The sequence below is a fragment of the Coleofasciculus sp. G1-WW12-02 genome, from assembly GCF_040219735.1.
GTDB lineage: Bacteria > Cyanobacteriota > Cyanobacteriia > Cyanobacteriales > Coleofasciculaceae > Coleofasciculus.
On the sequence record NZ_JAVJRX010000053.1, the window covers coordinates 19,468 to 43,102 of the forward strand.

Annotated in this window: 15 protein-coding genes and 1 pseudogene; 8 read left to right on the forward strand and 8 right to left on the reverse strand. The window is 47.2% G+C overall.

From position 1 onward, the window contains the following. Window positions 1-154: 154 nt before the first annotated feature. Window positions 155-1,009 (reverse strand): hypothetical protein, encoded by an 855-nt coding sequence (locus RID09_RS09510; protein WP_446335708.1) that lies wholly within the window; start codon window positions 1,007-1,009, stop codon window positions 155-157. A 628-nt stretch (window positions 1,010-1,637) separates the two neighbouring features. Here RID09_RS09510 and ndhM point away from each other — a divergent pair. Next, window positions 1,638-1,979, forward strand: a complete 342-nt coding sequence (gene ndhM / locus RID09_RS09515) for an NAD(P)H-quinone oxidoreductase subunit M (protein WP_446335709.1) — start codon at window positions 1,638-1,640, stop codon at window positions 1,977-1,979. 8 nt (window positions 1,980-1,987) lie between these two features. Here the strand turns inward: ndhM and RID09_RS09520 are convergent, their stop codons facing one another. Together RID09_RS09520 and RID09_RS09525 are read right to left on the reverse strand one after the other, a co-directional pair. Then, on the reverse strand, window positions 1,988-2,260 hold the full coding sequence (locus RID09_RS09520) for a hypothetical protein (RefSeq protein WP_446335710.1): 273 nt from the start codon (window positions 2,258-2,260) through the stop codon (window positions 1,988-1,990). Window positions 2,261-2,314: 54 nt separating this feature from the next. After that, the gene (locus tag RID09_RS09525) at window positions 2,315-2,587 is read right to left on the reverse strand and encodes a hypothetical protein (protein WP_446335711.1); all 273 of its coding nucleotides are present in this window, start codon (window positions 2,585-2,587) and stop codon (window positions 2,315-2,317) included. Between the two features lie 132 nt (window positions 2,588-2,719). On the opposite strand from RID09_RS09525, the gene RID09_RS09530 reads away from it, so the two are divergent. The 4 genes from RID09_RS09530 (at window position 2,720) to RID09_RS09545 (ending at window position 8,056) form a co-directional block, all read left to right on the forward strand. Next, on the forward strand, window positions 2,720-2,998 hold the full coding sequence (locus RID09_RS09530) for a DUF6737 family protein (RefSeq protein WP_446335712.1): 279 nt from the start codon (window positions 2,720-2,722) through the stop codon (window positions 2,996-2,998). Between the two features lie 141 nt (window positions 2,999-3,139). Further along, complete coding sequence (locus tag RID09_RS09535) at window positions 3,140-5,518, forward strand: PP2C family serine/threonine-protein phosphatase (protein WP_446335713.1); 2,379 nt, start codon at window positions 3,140-3,142, stop codon at window positions 5,516-5,518. 115 nt (window positions 5,519-5,633) lie between these two features. Further along, window positions 5,634-7,253, forward strand: coding sequence for a CHAT domain-containing protein (locus RID09_RS09540; protein ID WP_446335714.1), 1,620 nt, complete (start codon window positions 5,634-5,636; stop codon window positions 7,251-7,253). 194 nt (window positions 7,254-7,447) lie between these two features. Further along, on the forward strand, window positions 7,448-8,056 hold the full coding sequence (locus RID09_RS09545) for a hypothetical protein (protein WP_446335715.1): 609 nt from the start codon (window positions 7,448-7,450) through the stop codon (window positions 8,054-8,056). Window positions 8,057-8,193: 137 nt separating this feature from the next. On the opposite strand, the gene RID09_RS09550 is transcribed toward RID09_RS09545, so the two are convergent. The 3 genes from RID09_RS09550 to RID09_RS09560 form a co-directional block, all read right to left on the reverse strand. Beyond that, entirely contained in the window at window positions 8,194-9,099 is a 906-nt protein-coding gene (locus RID09_RS09550) for a phosphatidate cytidylyltransferase (protein WP_446335716.1), read from the reverse strand. Between the two features lie 237 nt (window positions 9,100-9,336). Beyond that, window positions 9,337-9,942: a precorrin-6Y C5,15-methyltransferase subunit CbiT gene (cbiT, locus tag RID09_RS09555; RefSeq protein WP_446335717.1), complete on the reverse strand. Its 606-nt coding sequence runs from the start codon at window positions 9,940-9,942 to the stop codon at window positions 9,337-9,339. A 25-nt stretch (window positions 9,943-9,967) separates the two neighbouring features. Continuing rightward, window positions 9,968-11,443 carry an aminotransferase class I/II-fold pyridoxal phosphate-dependent enzyme gene (locus tag RID09_RS09560; protein ID WP_446335718.1) on the reverse strand — a complete coding sequence of 492 codons (1,476 nt, stop codon included), beginning with the start codon at window positions 11,441-11,443 and terminating at the stop codon, window positions 9,968-9,970. A 171-nt stretch (window positions 11,444-11,614) separates the two neighbouring features. On the opposite strand from RID09_RS09560, the pseudogene RID09_RS09565 reads away from it, so the two are divergent. Both RID09_RS09565 and rpsD read left to right on the forward strand, forming a co-directional pair. Beyond that, window positions 11,615-12,175: pseudogene (locus RID09_RS09565) on the forward strand (RNA-guided endonuclease InsQ/TnpB family protein); the annotation flags it as partial. A 153-nt stretch (window positions 12,176-12,328) separates the two neighbouring features. Further along, window positions 12,329-12,937 carry a 30S ribosomal protein S4 gene (gene rpsD, locus RID09_RS09570; protein WP_446335719.1) on the forward strand — a complete coding sequence of 203 codons (609 nt, stop codon included), beginning with the start codon at window positions 12,329-12,331 and terminating at the stop codon, window positions 12,935-12,937. 66 nt (window positions 12,938-13,003) lie between these two features. Here the strand turns inward: rpsD and moaA are convergent, their stop codons facing one another. Next, window positions 13,004-13,990, reverse strand: coding sequence for a GTP 3',8-cyclase MoaA (moaA, locus tag RID09_RS09575; RefSeq protein ID WP_446335720.1), 987 nt, complete (start codon window positions 13,988-13,990; stop codon window positions 13,004-13,006). Window positions 13,991-14,225: 235 nt separating this feature from the next. On the opposite strand from moaA, the gene RID09_RS09580 reads away from it, so the two are divergent. Continuing rightward, a complete protein-coding gene (locus RID09_RS09580; protein WP_446335721.1) occupies window positions 14,226-16,103 on the forward strand; it encodes a protein kinase domain-containing protein in 1,878 nt (625 codons plus the stop codon). 152 nt (window positions 16,104-16,255) lie between these two features. On the opposite strand, the gene RID09_RS09585 is transcribed toward RID09_RS09580, so the two are convergent. Then, window positions 16,256-23,410, reverse strand: coding sequence for a CHAT domain-containing protein (locus tag RID09_RS09585; protein WP_446335722.1), 7,155 nt, complete (start codon window positions 23,408-23,410; stop codon window positions 16,256-16,258). Between the last annotated feature and the right edge of the window lie 225 nt (window positions 23,411-23,635).

Sequence of the window (23,635 nt, forward strand, 5' to 3'; positions counted from 1 at the left end):
TGCGTTATGCTTACGACTTACCTACATACCCTACTTCATCGGGTTAAGACCCAACCGTATCTCTACTTTCCTCAAAATGTTGTCCCCTGATTTGACAGGTTTATGACTATCTTCATTCACGCCAAGGAGCGAAGGACAAATGACAAATGACAACTTACTCAGATTGTCTTTGTTTTGCTTGCTGTTGAGCCAGTTGGCTGTTTTGGCGATAAAGGATAACCCGATCTTGAGCTATTTGATAACGGGGATGATCGGGCTTAACGGTACTCATCAGAGTCGATGCTTTTTCCCACGCTGCTGCTATATCTAACCACTGAGCCGCTGTATTCGCCGTTGTCCCCGCCGCATCGGCTTGGATGGCTAGTCGCACAGCTTCAGTAAATGGATCAGAGGGTGTCGCTGCTGCTGAAGTTGAGGCAGGTTGGGGGGGAGGGGTTGGTTCTTTAGGAGTGGTACTGGCGTTTAGTGTGGGAATTAGGCGATCATAAACCAACCAACCGGCTAAGAGTAAGAATAGGCTGACGCTAATACCACCAACAAGACTGCGCCGGAAACGATGCTTTTCCTTCGGTTTGCGGGAGGACACCTTGGGAAGCTGAGTTTTCTTCCTCAGTTCAGCTTTAGGAGTGCGAAGTGCCTTTAGCCCTTGCTGAAGCAAGTTAGGCTTACTCAGCACGATGTCTTGAGACCACAACAGATGGTCGGGATTACGGCTAATTTCTTCTAACCATAGCAATTGTTGCTCCTGCACAATGCGGCTGTTAATGTTTACCCGACGAATGGTACGCGGTGCAATGTCTTCTAGGAGTTGTTGAATTTTCTTAACGAGTACGGAGCGCTCAAGGGGTTCGACTACAGGTGCTTCACACAACAGGTGTAACACGCCATCTGCAAAAACCGCTCGAGTTCTGACGCGAGCGTCGGCTAACTGTTGATTCAGAATTTGAATTATCGCCGCCACGCTGCCCTGATGAGCTTGTTTGGCGATATCATCCATCGAATCGTGCATATTTGGTTAAGCTATGGATTGGTAGCTATGGCTGACTGTTGTGACATCCTCCCACACCAAATCCAAGATTCTGGTGTGGGCTTCCAAGCTTCACAACTTGGATTTCCTGGTTTTTCCCTGGCGGGATTTCGACACTTACCTAGACTCAGACGAGTACATTTGAGTCCCCGGTAGACCGTCTGCACAGGCAGTTTCCATTCCCGCGAGCCCCGCGGTACTAGTTCGTTTGATTTGCGTTGGTTGTTGATGATCGAATTCGAGAATCAACTCATGGTGCAGCAATTTCAACTAGCTTTGTGAGCATCTATATCGAAGTCCATGTCAATTTACAACAATGAGGTTGGGGAAGTCCAGTGTATGCCAGCGCCAAATTAAAAATTATGGCGTGGGTCTTATTGCTCCCCCTTTCCCCCACAACTAGATAATTTACACTCCGACTTCCTCAGAAACAAGATATCCCACTGACTTAACCGCGTCATTGGGAATGGGGCGGGACTCAGACCAAGGGACTAAGCCGATCTGGGATAGCTTAGCTTGGTTCTTTCTCGCCGGAAGATAATTTGGGTACTGTATTTACAAAGGTTTACAATTAGTAAAGGAAAATATTATCTAAGCTCGGAGGGTTTTCATGCTGCTCAAATCGACAACTCGTCACATTCGCATCTACACTGCCGAGGTGCAAAACAGCCAATTAGTCGAGAGTAACAACGTTTTAACACTAGACGTTGACCCCGATAATGAATTTAATTGGAGTGAAGATGCCCTGCAAAAAATCTATCGTAAGTTTGATGAGTTTGTCGAAGCCTATAGCGGAGAAGATTTGACCGAATACAATCTTCGCCGTGTCGGCTCCGATTTAGAGCATTACATGCGATCGCTCCTGCAAAAGGGTGAGATTAGCTACAACCTGGAGTGTCGGGCAATGAACTATAGCATGGGATTGCCGCAGGTTGTGTCTCAGGACTCGTAAATTCAACCCTAACGCCAAGTGCGATTGCCTTGTTCATCGGTGCGTGCTTGGCGAATCACATCAGAAATTTCTTCTGCATCCTGAATATGGTGTAGAGCTTTTTCTTCCCCGTCTTCGTCTTTTACGGTGAAGTAAGTGGGGACTTCAATGTGATCACCGGTAATATCAGGAGCATCAACAGCGACTTTCTGTGCTTTTTGCTCTAGGGTTTGCTCCTCTGGCGAGACTTTATCGCCAGGATTGAGCGTATCATTGGTATCTGGGCGTTCTGGCTTATTCATAAGATCCTCGTACTTTGCCTGTCTAGTGTGATCATAAAAACTCTAGGGGGAGATTTACCTCTTTCTAGAGTGAGAATTGTTCTGTAGAAATTGTTTGAGGGTTAAACGCCGATTTTCCAAAAAACGACTCCAAAAACCTGGAATAAACTCATCCATCGTTTCGGCTAATGCCCACATTTCCAGGTTAATCATTTTGTACAACAGGTCATGGGAGTTCTCAATTTGCTCCATAAGCTGTTTAATTTCAACACTCGCAGGGGAGTTGAGCTCCTCAAAGGAGTGATCATCGGAGGTGTCATCATCGGGCTTGGGCATGTCTGTTGGCACTGTGTTAAGCTGATCAGCAATACTCAGAAACTGAAGTCAACCGCTTCCTGGAGTGGGAATTTTCCGAACCGACTCCTCTAAGTCGCAAAAAAGTATTATAAATAAAGTTATTTTTTCCAATAGAGGCAACTGTTGTCTGTCAAAGATCCCCTGAATCCTTGGAATTATAAACCGTGGTGGTGTCAGCCTTGGTCAATTCTCCTGACCGGAGTCGTAATCATCACGGGGAGTTGGGTTCTAGCCAAAACGCTCTGGATAACTCTGATCGTGACTACCCCCATTTTGGTTTGGTGGTTTTACTTTTTATGGCTGTGGCCCCGTCTATTGCGACTCAGTAGCCTAGAGTTGATGAATCGCCAACCCGCTCAAGAGTCAGAGTCTTCTGAAACCATTTATACCTCAGATAAGTAAACGGCTTCTTGAATCAGACGCTAGAATTTGTAATCAGTAGGCTTATTTCGGTAATCCTAGATATAGAGATGCATCGCGATCGCGGCAGTGCGACTTCAATCGCCAACTTATTACTAGCTAGACGTAGCCAAGAGTGTTTCCATGGACAATCCTGCAGCAACCCTTCACTGCCCTAACTACCGCTGTCAGGCTGCCAATCCCCCTGTCAACAAGTTCTGTCAGAACTGTCGCACGCCCCTGAAACGGCGTTATCTGTGGGCGCTGGGATCGGGCTTAGAAGCATATCAGCTCGAATCAGTAATCGCCAACCGTTATGTGTTGGTCAATGAGCGGATTTTACTCGATACCAAACCAGCAACGCCACCGGATACCCCTCAAGAAATTCCGCCGGAGTTGTTGCCCTATTTGAGACTATCTCCCTATGGCTTACATATTCCCCAAGTATACGGGCGGCTGACAGGCAGTGGAGAACACCCAGGTTCACAGATCTGGCTATTGGAAGAGGCGCCAATTCAGGAAACCGATGCGGCTGGATCTCAAGGACAACTATTTCCTCCCCTAAGTCGAGTCTGGAAAGAGGCACCAGCCATACGTCAACTCAACTGGTTGTGGCAAATCGCCAATCTGTGGCAACCCTTAAGCCATGAAGGGGTGGCGACAAGTTTGCTCAATCCCAATTGGCTGCGTCCAGAAGGCTCTATCCTGCATCTATTGGAACTAAGGCGGGATGCGGCACCGACGCTCAAACAACTCGGTCAGTGCTGGTCTCAATTCATTCCAGAAGCATCCTCGCCCGCGACGCAGTTTTTAGACCAACTCTGTGATCAACTGATCCAAGGAAAAATTCGCACCGCCGAACAACTGGTGGGACTACTTGATCAGGCAATCAAAGACTGTGGACAATGGCAATCTCGTCGTTATCAGATTTTTACCAGTACAGATTCGGGTCCAGTTCGTCACCACAATGAAGATGCTTGTTACCCACCGATTGGACAACTACAGAATCCGTCAACGGATGAAAATGCCTTAGCCATCGTCTGTGACGGGATTGGCGGACATGAGGGCGGTGAAATTGCTTCGGGGTTAGCGATTAACATTTTGCGAGAGCAAGTGGAACGCCTCAATTTTGATCGTGACCACTGGAACCCAACCCACCTGACCCTGCAACTCGAACAAGCTGCCTGCGCCGCTAATGACGCCATTAGCCAGCAAAATGATAGCGAATATCGCTCTGAGCGACAGCGGATGGGTACAACCTTGGTCATGGCTCAAACCAGCGCCCATGAAATATACATCACTCATGTCGGAGACAGTCGCGTTTACTGGGTGACGCGCCAAGGTTGTCATCAAATTACCCAAGATGATGATCTAGCCTCCCGTGAAGTGCGATTGGGTTACACCTTTTACCGCTATGCTGTGCGACAGCCCAGCTCCGGTTCATTGATCCAGGCTTTGGGCATGGCATCGTCTACCACATTACATCCAACCACCCAGCGGTTTATCCTCGATGAAGATAGTGTATTTCTCCTCTGTTCCGATGGTCTGAGTGACCATGACCGAGTGGAACAATATTGGCAAACCGAAATTCTGCCCATTCTGGACGGACAGGTTGATGTACCAACCGCCGCCGAGCATCTCATCGAGATTGCTAATCGGCAAAATGGTCATGATAATGTTACCCTGGCATTGATCTACTGTCAGGTAACGGCATCAGGGGACACAAAACCAACAGAACTGGCGCCGCCTCAGCCGGAATCGTTGCCTTTGCCGATAACATCACAAATGCCCACGGTAGCCGCCATTGTACCGTCCCAGCAGAAAACTCAACAATTGATCAGACCAAAGCGGCGTCCTTGGGGACTGCTATTAGCAATTGTTGTACTGTTAGTGGTGGGTGCAGGAATGGCTTACCTATTATTACCTCGGCGTTGGATACAAGGGTTTGTCAGCCAGAGTTCTAATTCTGATCCTCCAGTATCCGTGTCAGTGACTCCATCTCCAACGGCTCGTTCAACGCCAACGCCTGAAACGGTTTCGTCCTTGGAGAACTTGACACTGATGCAAGTGACTCGCTCAACTATTATCAATTCAGAAGGACAAGATGTTCCGTTACTACTGCGACTCAAGCCTCCGGAGGAAAATCTCTCACCGATTCGGTTAGTTCCTAGAGGGAGTGTCTTGCAAGTTATTCGGCAATCGTCCGATTCTGGGGAAGATGATTGGCTCAAATTGAGAGTTTGTTCGGCGGGGACGCGAAGCGCTGACACACAATCGGTACAGACAGCAATTGAACAGTCTGCCAACTCTACCCCAGAATCCCCGACTCTATCGGATGCAAAAGAGCGCGGCAATATTTATCCCCAGGTTCAGCCAGGGGATAGAGGTTGGATAAAAGTTGTCAATATTCGCTCAAATTTTGAATTAAATTTTAACCCAACATCCGAACAATTGGGTGTGTGTACAAGTGAACCTCCCTCTGAGGCTTCAACTCCTGCCCTAAGTTCTCCTAAATCCCCTTAGAGCGTCGGTCTAGTAACGACACTTAGCACTCTTGAAGAAGTAGACTGGATACACAAACCCTAGCCAAGACTGGGTAGACTAATAAGAAAAATGTTGCTCTACATTTGGGCGTTGAATGTCTGATATCGAAATTCCTTGCCTCAGTTTAGCGATCGCACGTCTGTCTACGGCTGGGGCAGATAACTTTGCTGTGTGGGTGATTGAAGCTCCTTATCCTGGGGGTTATGTTCATCATGACTCAATTTGGTCTCCCACTCTGACTCAAACGTGGTTGGCGTGGCAACAAATGTTTTCTACAGGGAATTTGCCTCCCCTATTGCCCCTGCCTCATCCCTTGACACCTACACCAACATTATCGCCCCAGAGCGAAAACGCCCCGATGCAGACGATTAGCTACGGCGGACGGCTGATGCAGCAGTTGGGAATAGATTTGTGGAATTGGCTATTTGCGGGTTCAATTCAAACAACATTGGCTGAAAGTCGCGGGATTGCTCGGGGACAAAATACATCCCTGCGCGTGCGCTTGGAAATTCGACATCCTGAGCTTATTCCCCTCCCCTGGGAAATTATGCAGGAAATGGCAGGTAAACCCGCTATTTCTCTGTCTACTCAACTGCTGTTTAGCCGCACGACGAGTAATGTTGACTCTCTCAAACCACTAATCCGCCACGATCAAGCTCTGAATATCCTGCTCGTCTTTGGACAAGATGTCCACCGCTCCAGTGGTAACCATTCAGCTGCCAGCCTCCAGCTTGAACAAGAGGCAGGGGTTTTAGAGAATGTTTTCCAATCCTGTCAAAAGTTCAACCCCACAGCCGTTCCCTGCTTTGTCGAAAAGCTCATACAGCCAACACCTGCTGATTTAATTGCTGCTTTGGACACAGGAGGTTATAATATTCTTTTTTATGCCGGTCATGGTGAACCGGCTCCCGATGGGGGTTTACTCTTTTTAAATCCAGACGCCACCATCAATGGCACAGAATTGGCTCAAGTCTTGGTTCGTAATCAAGTGACCTTGGCGGTATTCAATACCTGTTGGGGCGCTCAACCGGATCAGGTGGGAGGTCAAACGATTCCCCGGAGTAGCTTAGCTGAAGTGCTAATTCACCATGGTGTACCCGCCGTTTTGGGTATGCGCGACTCCATTGCCGATCACGAAGCCTTAAGTTTTATCCAAAGTCTTGCCCAAGCCCTAGCTACCCGGATGCCTATTGATCAAGCTGTCGCTGTTGCTAGACAACAATTACTTACGCTCTACAAGTTCAACCAACCGGCTTGGACGTTACCTGTGCTTTACATGCATCCGGAGTTCCCAGGACAGTTGATTGCTTCCTTAGAAGAAGGGATTACTGAGCTTCCCCCTATGCCCAGCCACTGGAATGGCGTACAAACCCCCACAGCTTGCTTACGTTCCTTGAACTCAACGGGTAAAGTTTGGCGAATTCGCGGTGGGCTGATGCGTGTGGGACGCGGACAGGAGAATGATTTGGTTTTGGATGAGGAAATGTGGGTTAGCTATAAACATGCAGAAATTCTCTGTCGCGATACCTTCACCCATCCAGAACAAATCCCGACTTACTTCCTGCGTGATTTTTCTCGCAACGGCACTCATATTTTACGAGCAGATGGGTGGCAGAGAATCCACCATCAGGAAGTGCCATTGGAGTCGGGTAGCCAGCTAAAATTTGGCAGTACTCAAAGTCAAACCCTGGAGTTTATTATTGAAAACATTTAATCCAAAAACTTAACAAATCTTAGAATCACAGGGATTCAAGCCGAGGGTCACATCGGTAAATTCAACCGTTCCCACAATTGCGCCAATTATCGGCACCAACCTTAATTTTCTGAATGATTACGGAACATTCGAGAGTGCTGATGTAGCTATTCCTATCAATTTTCATCTACACCAAAGATCACAGAAGGGGTATTATGACCAGTCAAAATAAACCATACCGAAATTATCAAGATGCTTTGAGTCAAGCCCAAGGAGAACTCATAGAAGTACTTTGGCAACCCGACGACAATTGTTATCCCTGGAATCCCGCTGAACCTGAAGCCCAAGACTATTTGGCAGATCTGGAAGCGGGATTTTCTCTGGATGCTTGTCAAACAGCGGCGGAAATTACCTCAGGCTCACAAACTCTATTCAATCGCTTGCACCAGTGCTGGACATCTCTGACGCCCTCAGATTCTTCAGGTTCAGCATCTGTGAAGCGGTCATTGGCTCAACGGTTTTCCGGCGTTCCGGCGTCTTGGTTGGACGCGATCGCCGACCAAGCTCAACAGGCGTTGTCCATGAACCAGTCATTCGCAGATAAGCTTGTTTTATGCGTTAAACCGTTATTGCCGAACTGGAGTGAAGATGATCTATTAATTTTTGCCCGTCCGTGGGCTTACGCCATGCGAGGCAATCAAGACTTTGGCACTGTTGGCTCAGTCAAATGGTCTGAATTATCGCCCATTGAGCAGGTGCGCTTAAGTTTAGCTATTGCCCATTATACTCTCACGCAACTGGACAACCCTCCTGAGGATCATTAATTACCGGGTTCATTTGTCTTATGGTAGAGGTGGGCGGGAGACACTCTGGCACAGTTGTTCAGTGATCACTGAGCAAGAAAACCCGCCCAAGCGTCAAAACCAGGCTCCAGGTCAAATCACAGATTTGGCTTTTCGCCTTAACTAAAAGGCGGCAACAGAGGCTGCAAGAGGGTAATGAAATAGTACACTAAGGGAGCCGTAAAAACATAGCTGTCTGTGCGGTCTAAAATACCACCGTGACCAGGAATTAATTGTCCTGAATCCTTGACACCTGCATCTCGTTTCATCATTGATTCGGTTAAGTCTCCCAAGAGGCTAGCCACCCCAATTAAGGTGCCGAAAACAAATCCACTGAGTTGCCAATTCGACCATTGCAGATACCAAGCCCCAGCCATAGCCACTGCTCCACTAGCGCAAAGCCCGAAAATTGCGCCTTCCACTGTCTTTTTGGGACTAATACTCGAAAGGGGAGTTCGACCAAAAAACTTGCCAAAACTATACGCACCAATATCGGCTGCCCAAATACAGCCAAAGGCGAGTAGAGTAACAGTTAAACCTTGGGACAGAACCGTTAGGTTAGTCCAAGGGTGAAGCCAAGAGCCATTGAACGAGAAACTATTGATGCTAGCTGTAGCATTCAGTGGCAATGAAACCCCTCCATCTAAGCCAACACGCAATCGTATCCAGTAGCTAGGCAGATAACCGGCATAGAGTAATCCCAAAATCGAAGCGGCAATATCCGCAATCGTCGCCATTTTGGGTTGAAAGAGCAGGTAAAAACAAATCAAGGTTCCGGCGATGGGAAAGGCGGCATCCGTAAGATTAGAGTTAAGGGCGGCTGTCACCAATAAAAGCTGACTCACAACTAACGTCGTTTTAGCCGCAGGCGCAATTCCTTTTGCCTGAACCAGTTGAAAATATTCCAATTGACCCAAATAGACGATGACACACAGGCCGAGGGTAAAATACCATCCTCCCGCTACAATCATCCCCATCGCTAGGGTAATCGCTACAATTCCACTAAAAATTCGAGACCAGGGCATAGAACTTTGGTTGACACAAGACAGTCCCAATTAACTGTCTAGATGAAACTATTACATTAAGATTAACAATCTGGCAGCACTCGCAGTTAGTCAATTTGAGGATGGGTAGGTGCGAGTTATCAACTTTGAAATGTTTATGGTAAGCTGTTACACATTTATTGTGCATACCCTTACACCCCATACCCCTGATAAGGACTTCACTCTTGTTTATTTAGATGCACATCAGTGTGTGGAAGGTTACGAATCCAACTTCTCCCCACTGAGGATAAACATGGGATTAACAGCGGCAAAGATTTGATGAGTGCCTCGGGTCTCCAAGCGATTGATTGACGATTGCACAACCTCGATATTACGAGCTTGTAACTCAGCCAAACCTTCTGAGAGGGTATAAAGACTCTCTAAATTACTAGCTGTGGCAACAATCCGACCTTGGGGTTCTAAGTAATGCCAGACTTCCTTAAGAATTTCTTTAATCGGGCGTCCTCCCTCAATGCAGGCTCTATGGGGTTTTCCGGGTAGATTGGGGAGACATTCCGGCGCCGATCCTTCGATAACGTCAACATTCTCAATGCCGAAGCGGGAACAGTTGCGTCGAATCAGGTTCGCCACATCTTCATCCCGTTCTACCGCCACAATTTTACCGTGAGGAGAAAGTAATCCGGTTTCCACAGCAATCGTACCTGTCCCTGCACCGATATCCCAGAGCAAGGAATGGGATTCTAGGCGCAATGCGGAAATAATCAGTAAGCGTGCTTCTCGCTTAGTCAGGGGAATACCGGGCAAGCGCTCGAATAAATCATCGGGAATACCAGGAGTGGTATAGTTCCACAGGGGAGAAGACATTCTGTTGATCCTTGGTCATTAGTCCTTACTGTATAACAACGTTGACGCTGTTTAAGCTAGGGTCACTACACCCAGTAATATAGCCGCCAAAATGCTGAACCTGTCGCAGATAGTCCACCGTAGCTGACGCGATCGCAAATCCTGGAATTAAAACGGGAATACCAGGGGGATAGGGACAAACCCATTCAGCACTAATTTTACCTACGCTTTGTTCAAGAGGTAACCGTTCTTTCGGGGCAAAAAAGGCGTCGCGAGGGGACATCGACGGTTCCACGATTAACCCGGAAACCATTCCCGGTTGGTATAAATTCTGCCTAGGGCGAGAATCGGGACGACAATAGCGCTGGCTTAAGTGGGCAAAGGCTTGTACTAACTGCTGAATATCATCAGTGGTGTTTCCTAAACTCATGATAAACGTCAGATGTTGGAATGTCGGTAACTCGGCGGTTACACCCAACTGCTCACAAAAAATTTCATCGGCTTCAAACCCACTGAGCCCCAACGCTGTAACCTTCACCGTCAGCCGGGTAGGATCTAGGGTAAAACAACCCGGAGTGTTTGTGGCGTCTAAAACCGATAATCCAGGAATTTGTTGAATCTGTTCTCTCGCCACCTCAGCCAGCCCTAGAGTGCGGCTAAGCAGCTTTTCCCCATACAGCACCATTTGTTGTCGTGCGGCGTCTAGAGAGGCTAAGAGGAGGGCGCTGGGACTGGTAGACTGGACAAGCTGTAGGGCTTGACTCAATCGTTCAGGATCAATGCGATCACCTTTAATGTGCAGCATTGAGGCTTGGGTCATAGCTGCCAAAACCTTATGGGTGGATTGTATGGTTAAATCAGCCCCGGCTGAGATTGCACTCGGAGGCAAATCAGGGTGAAAAGTCAGGTGCGCCCCGTGCGCCTCATCAACCAGCAAAGGAATATTGTAGTGATGCACCCGTTGTGCGATCGCGTGGATATCCCCGCACACGCCATGATAGGTCGGATAAAGCAGCATCACCGCTTTGGCATCCGGATGTTGCTTTAGGGCTTGGGTAACGGCGTTTGGAGTAATGCTGTGTGCTAAATCCCCCGAAGGATCATACTCTGGGGTAATAAAAATCGGACTCGCACCAGACAAAACCAAACCTGCGATCGCGGATTGATGACTATTGCGAGGCAAAATTAGCTTATCTCCTGTACCGCAAGTGGCTAAAATTGCCGCGATTACCCCACAGGTTGAGCCATTAACCAGAAACCACGTTTTATCTGCACCAAACGCCGCCGCCGCTAACTCTTGCGCCTCCTGAATCACTCCTGAAGGGGCAAATAAGTTATCAAAATCGGGCAATTCAGGTAGATCACTCTCAAAGACTGATTTTCCCCAGAGGTTCACCAGCCGATCAGATATACCTTTTCCCCGCTTATGACCTGGGGCGTAAAACGGCGCGTGAGGGCGTCCAGCACAGGCTTGTAAGGCATCGAGTATGGGGATAGTCCTTTGTCCTTCGTCTTTTGTCATTTGTCATTTGTCATTTGTCCTTACTCTGCCATCGAGGGTCAGCAACTGTAACCTAATTCCTACTCAGCTCTACTCATCCCTACCCATCTTTAAGTAGGGATGATGTAAGTTGATCAACAAACTCCCTGAGTCGCTCTTGCCAGTCAGGGATTGCTTTTAGTTTTTCCTTAGTACGAGAAAAAGCTCTCGCGTATGCAATGGTTAAACCGTCATAAACAAATCGGTTCATCTAATTGGAAAAAAGCCCAAATCAAAATAGCCCGTTTACACCGGAAAATAGCCAATATCCGTAAAGACACGCTGCATAAACTCACCTCCTATTTAGCCCAAAACCACAGCCGGATAGGAATAGAAAACCTGAATGTATCCGGGATGATGGCTAACCACAAACTAGCTAAAGCTATTCAGGATATGGGCTTCCATGAGTTCAAGCGCCAGTTAGAGTACAAGTGCCAGTTGTATGGGTCAACCTTGGTTGCAGTAGACCAGTGGTATCCTTCAACCAAGACCTGTTCCCAGTGCCATACTGTCAAAGACTCAATGCCCTTATCTGAGCGAGTTTTCCAGTGTGACAACTGCGGGTTTGAGTGCGACAGAGACTTGAACGCATCGCTCAATTTAGACAGGTTCCGCCAGTTAGGTGGGGGAGAGCCTGTGGACTGGTTGAGTGCCGACACCGCCAGAGTGAAGCAGGAAGTAAGCATCAAGCTAAGTTTGACTACGGTTGATTAGCTTTGATTCGGTCTTATGTAACGGTCTTCAAGGGTCACGCGCCATGCCATCGAGGGTCTTCAAAACTCAAAACTCAAAACTCAAAACTTACTCCCTTAATGTTGTAATATAAAGTATTTGGGTAAAAATTAGTCAGGTACACAAGGAAGTTCTATGTCGCGATATCGAGGTCCGCGCCTGCGGATTGTCCGTCGTCTGGGCGATCTGCCCGGTTTGACTCGCAAATCCCCCCGTCGTTCATACCCACCCGGTCAACATGGTCAAGCTCGCCGGAAGCGGTCAGAATATGCGATTCGATTGGAAGAAAAACAGAAACTCCGCTACAACTACGGAGTCACGGAAAAGCAATTGCTTCGCTATGTTCGTAAAGCACGTAGGGCAACGGGTTCCACGGGTCAAGCGTTGCTAGAACTGCTAGAAATGCGACTGGATAACACCGTATTTCGTTTAGGAATGGCAGGTACTATTCCAGGTGCGCGTCAGCTTGTGAATCACGGTCATGTGATGGTCAATGGTAGGGAAGTGAATATCGCTAGCTACCAATGCCGTCCCGGTGATGTGATTATGGTTAAAGATAATGAGCGCTCTCGGGGTTTGGTGGCAAAAAATCTGGAATACCCCGGATTGGCAAATCTACCGAGCCATTTAGAGTTTGACAAGAAAACATTCACGGGTAAGGTCAATGGTGTGATTGAGCGTGAGTGGGTCGCTCTGCAAATTAACGAACTGCTGGTGGTTGAGTTCTATTCACGGAAAGCGTAGATTGGTCATTGGTCATTGGTCATTGGTACCAGGAAAAAACAAAGGACAAATGACGAATGACAATGGCTATCCACCAATTTGTGACATGGTGCGAGTGTAGTAACCATCAGTGCCAGAGTCTCGCTGTTTAAAGTTGATATCTGGTTTAATCGCTAGTAACTGCTGCACTCGCGCTCTTAACTGGGCGAGATCAACGCCGCTACGCAGAGCGGTTTTTAAGTCAATTTGACCCGTTTCATTGAGTAAACAGGGGCGCAACCACCCATCAGCGGAGAGGCGCATACGGTTACAGCGATCGCAAAAACATTCGGACATCTGACTGATAAAGCCGAGAGTCCCCAAGGCATTAGGAATCTGGAATACATCAGCCGGTCCATTCCCGCGCACATTCGACTCAACTAAGCCCCAGCGATCGCGGATTTGCTGGCGTAGTTCCTCAGAAGGAATCCAGGCGCGATCGCTAAATAATTCAGGATTGCCAATCGGCATAAACTCAATAAACCGAATGTGCCAATGGCGCTCAAGGGTAAGTGCGGCTAAATCCAGGACTTCTGAGTCATTCACCCCTGGAATAACGACGATATTCAATTTCAGCGGATCAAACCCAACCCGATGTGCCGCCTGAATTCCGTCCCAAGTTTGCCGCCAGCGCGATCGCCCCCGATTCCCGATAATTTTGTCAAAGGTATCAGGATTGAGAGAGTCCAAGCTAATATTAATCCGCCGCAATCCCGCATCATACAAGTCTTGTGCCATGCCTGCGAGTAAAAAGGCATTCGTCGTCATCGCTAAATCTTCGGTTTGATCCAGCGCAGCAATTTCTCTGACCAACTCTACCACCCCTGGACGCAGTAGCGGTTCTCCACCCGTCAGGCGAAACTTTCTAAACCCGACTGGGATAAACACCTCTTTCAATAGCGTCAGCAGCTCCTCATGGGTGAGGAGTTCCTGTTGCAGGATATAGTCAAGTTCTGACCCGTCCGGCATACAGTAGTGACAGCGGAAGTTACAGCGGTCAATGAGGCTAATCCGGAGATAATCGACAGTGTTCATTATATTTTCTAGTTATCGTACAAGACTCCAGGGGCGAAAACTGCCAATATAATTCCCTCTCCCCCATCGATAAGCGGCTATTGTTCTATGATAGGTATCTTCAACTCATCGGAAGCTAAGGATTATGTATTCAATGCATAGAGCAGAACAAAAACTAAATTGGCACAATCCTGGCACACCTATCCTGTCGGTGTATGTAACTATTAACATGTGAACGTTGAGGCGCATCACTCCTATGTTAGGCAAGTTATTGGATGGTCGTTACCAAGTCAACCAAGTCCTCGGTGCAGGAGGATTTGGTCGCACGTACCTGGCACAAGATACCCGGCGTCCCGGTAGCCCAATTTGTGTGGTCAAACACCTTCAGCCGGCTAATCGTGACCCCAATTTCTTAGAAACCGCCCGACGCCTGTTCAACAGCGAAGCGGAAACCCTAGAAGTGCTGGGCAATCACGACCAGATCCCGCGTCTGCTTGCCTACTTTGAAGAAGACCAAGAATTTTATCTGGTTCAGGAATATATTGAAGGGCATCCCCTCAGCAAAGAGTTGATACCGGGTCAACCGTGGGATGAGACGCGAGTTATTGCCCTGCTGCAAGAACTCTCAGAGGTTTTAGAGTTTGTTCATAATCGTGGCGTGATTCACCGGGATCTTAAGCCAGATAACTTAATTCGGCGTAATTTAGATAAAAAGTTAGTCTTATTGGACTTTGGGGCGGTTAAGCAAATCCGGACTCAACTGGCGACTTCTCAGATGCAGATGAGCAATACGGTTGCTGTGGGGACTCCGGGTTATATGTCCAGCGAACAGGCTTTGGGTCAACCGCGTCCCACCAGCGATATTTACGCCTTGGGAATTATTGGTATCCAGGCAATTACGGGTCGTATGCCTGCCGAATTGCAGGAAGATTTAAATACGGGCGAACTGATCTGGCAGCATCTTGCACCCGTGAGTCCAGGGTTGAAGAATATCCTGACCCGGATGGTGCGCTATCATTTCAAAGACCGCTACCAGTCAGCCACAGAAGCCTTACAAGCGGTGCGATCGCTCACAGCCTCCCCTTCTACTCCTTACAGTCAGCCGATTCCGCCTTCTAGACCAACGCCACAACCCACACCCCTATCGGAACAAGGCACTCTGGCAGTTTCCCCAGCAGCACCACCTCGACAACCTGCCCCTCCTCCCCCTCCTCGCCCTCCTGAACCCACACCCCCATCTGAACCGAACCGCGCCCCATTAGTCATTGGTATTGGTTTAGTCGTGGCTATGGCAGCCGCAGGCATGGCGTATGGCATTCGTCAGGGTTTATCCGGTCAAGGAGTGGCACGAGGGAATTGTACGGTGACGGCTCAAAGCTTGAACGTGCGATCAAACCCCAACGCAGCGGTTGTTGGTACGGTTAATAAAGGCACAAACTTATCCCTAACTGGCACCAAGCAAGGGGATTGGGTGGAAATTCGTTCACCGAAACAAGGATGGGTTTTTGAGCAGTATATCGATTGTGCCTCTGTGGATACCATTGCTGAGCAACCTGCTAGCCCTACCCCAGAAGAAACTCAACCGAGTCCGACTCCAGTTGAGGCAAAACCCAGTCCCAGTCCAGAACCAACTCCAACCCCGCAAAAATCCCCCAATCAACCCAAACCCGATAATGGGGCAAAGGTCTTGACAGAAGCAGCCCAAGAGTATCAACAGGGTAACTTAGATAAAGCGATCGCGGCGGCTCAATCGGTTCTCCCCAGTAGTCCGGCGTTTGAGGATGCTCAAAAGAACATCGAGACTTGGCAAAAGGAATGGGGGGAAGCGAAAACCAAATTCGATAAGATTGAGCAAGCCTACAATGAAGGTCGCTATGTTGATGTGATCATTTATGCCGCAGACAGCGATTTTCCAGAACAACGCTATTGGCGAGAAAAGTTAAATGGATTAGTTCGCCAAGCTACCCAGCGTAAAAATCAAGGGGATACGAATCAGCAAAACCCGCCGTCATCAGAACAGTCCAATCCCCAAAACCCTAAACCGGACACACAACAACCCGTTCAACCCTCACCTAAACCCACAGGGGACAATTCAGTGCCAATTTGTGAACCGGAAGCCCAAGAAGCCTGTTGATATAGCAGTAGACACATCGATTAGAGACGTTGCATGCAACGTCTCTACACGAGATTTTTCTCTGTTAGTTCGCGCAGGCGGACTGTGTTTTGTTCATTTAATTCCGCCTAACCCACCCTACACCTGTATAGTTTTTGTTCTCATTCTCTTAACTACCAAGGATTTCCCACCAGGGTAAACGAACTCCAATAGTAAGGATGACTTAAATTAATATTCCCCTGGTTCAGTAATTCCTCTGGTAAAGAAATCCTAGCCGATGGTGTCACTAATTCATCTCCGTCTAATTTCACTTCCCCCCGCATCATTGCCAGTTGTGCTTGTCGCAAGGCTTCAGCTTTAATGGGGGCTTGTTTTAACTGTTGATAAAATATGGTCATCAATCCTAATGTCCCAGTATCACTGACATACCAGAGACTACCCAATGCCGATTTTACCCCAGCTTGTACCGCTAATCCGGTAAATCCTAACTCCGCTTGTTCATCCCCTAAGGCTGAACGACAGGCACTTAATACCATCAGTTCGACTGGGGGATTATCTAATTGCAACTCTCGCAACTTGTCTAGGGTTAATCGGGTATTCCAAAACTGAATATAGGAGTTATTAGGTTTTCCCGGTTTAAATTCTCCATGGGTGGCGAGATGGAGAATACCAAACGGTTGATTAGCGCGGGCTTGTTTAAGATTTTCTAGGGTAAAGGTTTGGTTAAGAAAGGACGTACCTGACCACAACTGATTGGTAATCAGGGATAACTCTTTGGGGACAGCAGGTAAAGGGTCTTGTTCGGTAAATTCCGAAGCACCCATGGCTAAGATATTAGCATCTCGGATATCCACATACCGGGTATCGGTGAGGCTAAAACTGGGCATTAACCCCACGCTGTAGTTCTCGATAATAAATTGTTTTCCGTCATAGAGTGTAGCGATGGGGAGGGAACGCAAGCCACTATCCATAACGAAGCTAAGATTATTAATTTGTTGGGCTTGTAATTCTTCTGCGATGGGGGAAATTAACCAATCATAAAGTTGTTGTGCAGACTGTTTATAAGGACGAGGAATACGAACATCGGTGACAGCGCGACGTAATTGTCGCACTTGTTGCAGAACTTTCTCTCGTGTTGCACCCGGTACGGGACGACGAATTACATCTCCAGAGGCGGTAACTAGGATCAGTTCCAGTTGGTCAGTGGGTTGAGGATTGGGGTTAGTTGAAAGTTGTTGGTGTTGAGGTGTGGACGGGTTAAACTGCCAAAGGATTTCGTTTGGGTCTTTGGGATTTGGTTTTTCGGGAGTGGGGGTTTGGGGTTTAAAGAAGGCGTAAATTAGGGCAGGTTTTATGCCAGTAATTTGTTCAATTTGATTGAGTGTTACTTTGGTTTCTTGAGGCGTAACGGCGCGGGTATTTCTAACCCCTAGATAATTTTCATAAGCATTAGTAAAGTTGCCTTCTTGTTGAGCCACTTCAGTTTCAGCAGCTTGAGTCGTAGTGGGGTTGGTTGTGGTGGGGACGGATGCTGACTCGGAGGATTCGGAGGTGTTTTCTTCTTCGGCTAATTGATTATTATCTTTTTTCGGAAGTTCACTAACTTCATTTGGTTGGATAACATCAACGGGATTAATTAAGGGTTCATCCACAGGGGTCACAGGTGAATCATCTATAGGTTCTTCTTCAGGAATCGTCTGTGCATCAACACTAATAATTTCGATGTCGCTGTCTATCTTGGTAAAGAGCAAGGATTGTGTTGGACGGATGGTAATATCACCATCGGTAATTGCACCAACTGTGCCATTAGTTGTGGCATTACCAATAATAAAAGGAGTCTCGCCGTTACCACCATGGCGGATAGTAATATTACCATTATCATCCCCGCCAGCGCTGGATATGCTTACGGCTTCACCGTTAGCGTCTGTAAAGGTATCAGTGGCGCGGAAAAATTGACCTGCGGTGATATCAATGTTACCGCCTTTGCCATTGTTACCCCCTTCAGCGTTAATAAAACTGACTTGAATATCACCAATGGGGTCAAGGGTGACATCACCGCCATCGCCAGAACTACCGCTGCTATTAATTTCACCCAAACTCATCGAGTTTAAGGCTTGGATGAGAATATCACCGCCACTGGTTCCGGAACTTGTCAGGTTGTTGGTGGTGATAACTCCATTATTGCTGGTTAGGGTAATGTCTCCACCCGGATTGATGGTTGAATTAGTCTTGATGTTCGCGGTATTAATGGTTTGATTTGCGGTAATAGTAACGTTGGTTGCTGTAATATCTTGGGTAGTAACATTGTTGGCACGACTAATCGTCAGGTTATTTAAGGGAGTGATGTTACCAATATTTCCCATGACGCTAATATTACCCATCCCTGCATTGAGGGTAAGTCTCTGAGTTCCATTAATTGCACCGTTAAGATTGATATCACCTGCGCCACTGTTGGTATTAATGACGACGGAATTCCCCAGATTGGTGTTACCTGCAATTGTAATGTTCTGGTTGGCGGTAGCAATATTGGCGTTCAGGTTTGTGGTTGCACTGTTGAGGGTAATGGAGGCATTCCCTGAGCCGATGATGGTTCCGTTGACATCAATGGTTCCCCCCTGAATGGTGACAGGTTTGTTAAATTCAATTGGGTTTATGGTGACGGGGTTTGTGTTACCTTGTCCGATGGTTAGGGTATTAAAGTTAGATTGGAATGCATTTAATTCACTCGTTGTCAAATCTAAAGCGGCGCTGGTGTTATCGGTTGCACCAATGGTAATGGCTTGGTTGGATGTGGCGGGTTGTAGGGTGAGTCTGTTGCCATTCGTGACTGAACCTAAACTATTAATTTCACCGGCTTTTAGGGTTAAGGAGTGACCATTAGCATTTAAGTCGAAGGCAAAAGACAGAGTAGTTAGTCCAGCATCCAAGGTCACATCGTTGTCTAGAGTGACTGGACTATTAAAGATAAGGTTGTTTCCTGTGGTGATGTTTCCGATAACGTTAGTGTTACTTGAATTTACCTCTAATCCGCCGTTAATCGTCAAAGGTGACAATCGGATTGCATTGGTATCGTTGAGGATAACGTTTCTGGCACTGCTAATGGCTACTGTATTGAAGTTATTGGCATTGTTGAGTGTAATGTCATTGTTATTAGCATTTAATGTTGCCGTGCCATTGGCTACACTCAAATTACCACTATCCGTAATCGCGCCATTAGCACTCACGCCTAAAGTGCCAGTAATAGTCGAAGTCCCTAAATCAATCCCATTGATGTCGTTTAAGGTAACATCTCTGCCACTGCTTACAGCTACGGTGTTAAAATTATTGGCATTATCTAGGATGATATTATTAGTTCCAGCATCCAGAGTGGTTGTACCCGTAATACTCACGGAGTCACTATCAGTAATGTTGCCCCCAACTGTGGTCAATTTGAACTCACCATTGATACTGGATGCTCCCAGCTCAATATTTCCAGTATTGGATAGGAACACACCACCGGAATTTGTCGTTGCTTGAAGTTGACGAACTTGAGTCGATAGGGGATTTGCCATATCCCCCACGGCGGCGGTTGTGCTTAATACTAATTTCCCATCAGTTCCGCCAATAGTAATATCAGGGTCACTCGTTCCGCTGGTGATTGTGCCAGTATTCAGGGTGAGGGTTTTGTTATTACCCAAGGTAATGCCGTTACTAAAAGCGACTGACCCACCATTGAGGGTTAAGTTATAGTTGGTGCTACTCAGATTTACAGCGCCTTGGGAACCAATACTGATAGCACCTGTACCCGAAGTGCGACCAATTGTGACGGTTCCTGTGGAGGAAAGATTTGCTAAATCAGTCGCATTCAGATTAAAAGTTCCATTAGTGTCATTTAGAGCAATAGTACTGGTATCATTGGTAGGTTTTAGGGTAATATTACCTCCCGTCTCGACAGTGCCTGTAACGTTGACATCGGTGGCAGTTACGTCTAGATTGCCAGTCATTGTGGAAGCACCTAAATCAATACCATTGGTATCGTTTAAGGTAACATTTACGCCACTGGTGACGGCTACTGTGCTGAAGTCGTTGGCATTATCTAAGGTGATATTATTGCCATTGGCATTTAATGTTGTGCCACCAGCTACACTCAAAGCGCCACTATCTGTAATCTCACCCCCAGCAGTAACACCTAATGTGCCAGTAATAGTCGAAGCGCCTAAATCAATAGTATTGCTGTCGTTTAGGGTAACATTTGCGCCACTGGTGATGGCTACTGTTTGGAAGTCGTTGGCATTATCTAAGGTGATATTGTTGCCATTGGCATTTAATGTTGTGCCACCCGTAACACTCAAAGCGCCACTATCTGTAATCGCACCCACAGCAGTCACACCTAATGTGCCAGAAATACTCGAAGCGCCTAAATCAATAGCATCGGTATCGTTTAGGGTAACATTTGCGCCACTGGTGACGGCTACTGTGCTGAAGTTATTGGCATCATCTAAGATGATATTGCCATTGGCATTTAATCGGGTTTCACCAGCTACACTCAAAGCGCCACTATCTGTAATTTCACCCCCGGCAGTAACACCTAATGTGCCAGTAATAGTCGAAGCGCCTAAGTCAATAGCATTGCTGTCGTTTAGGGTAACATTTGCGCCACTGGTGACGGCTACTGTGCTGAAGTTATTGGCATTATCTAAGGTGATATTGTTGCCATTGGCATTTAATCGGGTTTCACCAGCTACACTCAAAGCGCCACTATCTGTAATCTCACCCACAGCAGTAACATCTAATTTGCCAGTAATACTAGAAGCGCCTAAATCAATACCATTGGTATCGTTAAGGGTAACATTTGCGCCACTGGTGACGGCTACTGTGCTGAAGTTATTGGCATTATCTAAGGTGATATTGTTACCATTGGCATTTAATGTTGTGCCACCAGCTACACTCAAAGCGCCACTATCTGTAATCGCACCCACAGCAGTAACACCTAATGTGCCAGTAATACTAGAAGCGCCTAAATCAATAGTATTGCTGTCGTTTAGGGTAACATTTGCGCCACTGGTGACGGCTACTGTGCTGAAGTTATTGGCATTATCTAAGGTGATATTGTTGCCATTGGCATTTAATGTTGTGCCACCAGCTACACTCAAAGCGCCACTATCTGTAATCACACCCCCGGCATTAACACCTAATGTGCCAGTAATACTAGAAGCGCCTAAATCAATGGCATTAATGTCATTGAGAGTAACATTTCTGCCATTTGCGGCTACTGTACTGAAATTATTAACGTTATCTAGAATAATATCGTTGCCATTGGCATTTAAGGTAGTGCCACCAGTGACAGTGAGATTTTCCAAGTCGGTGATATCGCCATTAGCCGTGATGTTAAGAGTACCAGAAATGTTAAAAGGTTGGTTAAAAGGTTCTAATTTCTCGGAACTTCCTAGCTGTATCCCATTGATATCTTTGAGTGAGACATTATTCCCACTATTGACTAAAATCTCATTAAAGTTATTGCCGTCATTATTGAGGGTGATGTTATTCCCTGCACCTGCGGCTAACCGAGTTCTACCGCCAATATCTAATGTTGTACCAGCCCCCTGTGTAATTGCACCATTGGCTGTAACTATCAGGTTATTTTCTCTGGTTGAAATACTTTGATTGAATTCAACAGCGCCCCCTGCCTGAAACTCTAAAGCCAATCCATCCCCTGGTGTAGTTGGCATATCGCTATCAAATATCTGCCCGTTGATGATGATATTGTTAGCCGCTATCAAAGTTAGGGTCTTAATGCCCCTGGTGTTGAAATCCAAGTTGGTGGCTAGAGTGATATTTCCCTCTTGAGTCCCTGCGGCTCCTGTATCCACAGTGACATTACCCATACTTAAGCCAGCTAAGAGCGTATTAATATTGAGTACTGAATCATTCGCCGCAGCGGTAAAATTAGGCGCGGTGCCACCAATGGTATTAGCCGCCCCACTAATGGTGATATTGTAAGGGTCAATTAACCATGTTCCTCCATCCCCAGCCGGTGCTGTGATATCGGGCGCTATAGGAACATCCAAGAATCCCGCACTACTGGTTTCGACAAAACCGCCATTGCCCCCACGTTCCCCACCTCTAGCGCTAATATGACCATAAGTACGAGTCGTCTGATTTGACCAGACAATAGTTCGACCCCCATTCCCCCAATCTAAAGCATCAGCGTTAATCGTCGAATCTTCACTAATAAAAGTCACATCAGCATTGGGAATCGGTTCAAGTCCTTTTTCACCGCCACCAATTCGTACAGTACCCCCGCCATGGCTTCCTGATGCGTCTATATTGGCGCCAATTAAACCTACCTTATTGCCAATTACATTAATCTCACCCCCAATTGAGGATGAAGAGGGCGAGGGCGCACGTCGGTGCGCCCCTACCGCCCCGGAAACATCAATTTTACCTGATACAATCGCGACTCCTGTCTCTTTGGGTAAGGTGACTCCAGTGTCTGCTAGTTCGACATCGCCCGATTCGTTAACCTCGACGCCTGTATCAACCTCTTCCCCCTTCCCGGTTAATAATTCAGCTAAATCTCCAGGTTTGACTGGCAATATTGACCCGTCTTTAGCCTTGGATGGTTCAACCTCCAGAGACAATAATCCTCCGGGGCGAGAAATCTTGACTAAATTAGAACCGGGAACCGCCGCCACGGTAATGGTTCCCCCTGGTGCGTTTAGTGTCCCTGTATTAACGACATTGCCAGCGAGTAGGGTTAAATTTTTCCCTTCTGATACCGCTAATTCGCCAGCATTAACAATACTTCCCGCCTCGGATACATCAAAGGCAAATTGGTTGGGTGTCCCCACTAAGTTCTGATAATCATTCGCGCCAATGGCATTAAACCAATTGCCATTGCCAAACCCTATACCTGTGGCGGTGGTGGCGATAAAATCAGCCGGGACGTTTAATCTAGCATCTGCACCAAAAATCATCCCCGCCGGATTCATTAAATATAGGTTGGGATTGCCGCCGGTGACTTGAATCAACCCGTTAATTACAGAGGCGTCACCGCCCACGACGCGACCAAGAATATTGTTTAAATTAGGATTTGCCAGAAAGTTGGCGATTTGATTGGTATCTAAGCCAAATTGCTGAAAACTGTGGAAGAGGTTTGCCCCATCAGCCGAAAGACTACCACCAGAAATATCGATGCGGTTTCCATCCGGTGTGATAATTGTACCTGTACCGTCTGCGGCTGGGATAATTGGCTGCGCCAGAACTAGGACTTCAGAGGATGTGCCAAGGCTGAAAATCCAAAGCCAAAATCCGGTAACAGCGGCTTTTAAAACATGTACTCTGTTCATGGCTGATTCGTTGACCCAGCGCAGGTTGGGTTTCAAGGGGACTTTTAATAATACTCGCTTCGTTGCCGATCTACATATTGGCTCTAGCCCATCTGCTTTCGCTGCGATCGCGCTCACTCTTTTTACGCTAACAATCCCACCCTACTGGCATTGTACAAAAATAAATCTTACAGGTTTTCTGGGCGCAAGGATGGTGCCCCTACGAAGTCTCAAATTTTGGTATCA

Coding starts and splice junctions, on each gene's coding strand:
- RID09_RS09580 (WP_446335721.1), top strand. CDS start 14,226: ATGTTAGGCAAGTTATTGGATGGTCGTTACCAAGTCAACCAAGTCCTC.
- RID09_RS09545 (WP_446335715.1), top strand. CDS start 7,448: ATGACCAGTCAAAATAAACCATACCGAAATTATCAAGATGCTTTGAGT.
- RID09_RS09510 (WP_446335708.1), bottom strand. CDS start 1,009: ATGCACGATTCGATGGATGATATCGCCAAACAAGCTCATCAGGGCAGC.
- ndhM (WP_446335709.1), top strand. CDS start 1,638: ATGCTGCTCAAATCGACAACTCGTCACATTCGCATCTACACTGCCGAG.
- RID09_RS09540 (WP_446335714.1), top strand. CDS start 5,634: ATGTCTGATATCGAAATTCCTTGCCTCAGTTTAGCGATCGCACGTCTG.
- rpsD (WP_446335719.1), top strand. CDS start 12,329: ATGTCGCGATATCGAGGTCCGCGCCTGCGGATTGTCCGTCGTCTGGGC.
- RID09_RS09585 (WP_446335722.1), bottom strand. CDS start 23,410: ATGAACAGAGTACATGTTTTAAAAGCCGCTGTTACCGGATTTTGGCTT.
- cbiT (WP_446335717.1), bottom strand. CDS start 9,942: ATGTCTTCTCCCCTGTGGAACTATACCACTCCTGGTATTCCCGATGAT.
- RID09_RS09535 (WP_446335713.1), top strand. CDS start 3,140: ATGGACAATCCTGCAGCAACCCTTCACTGCCCTAACTACCGCTGTCAG.
- moaA (WP_446335720.1), bottom strand. CDS start 13,990: ATGAACACTGTCGATTATCTCCGGATTAGCCTCATTGACCGCTGTAAC.
- RID09_RS09550 (WP_446335716.1), bottom strand. CDS start 9,099: ATGCCCTGGTCTCGAATTTTTAGTGGAATTGTAGCGATTACCCTAGCG.
- RID09_RS09560 (WP_446335718.1), bottom strand. CDS start 11,443: ATGACAAAAGACGAAGGACAAAGGACTATCCCCATACTCGATGCCTTA.
- RID09_RS09520 (WP_446335710.1), bottom strand. CDS start 2,260: ATGAATAAGCCAGAACGCCCAGATACCAATGATACGCTCAATCCTGGC.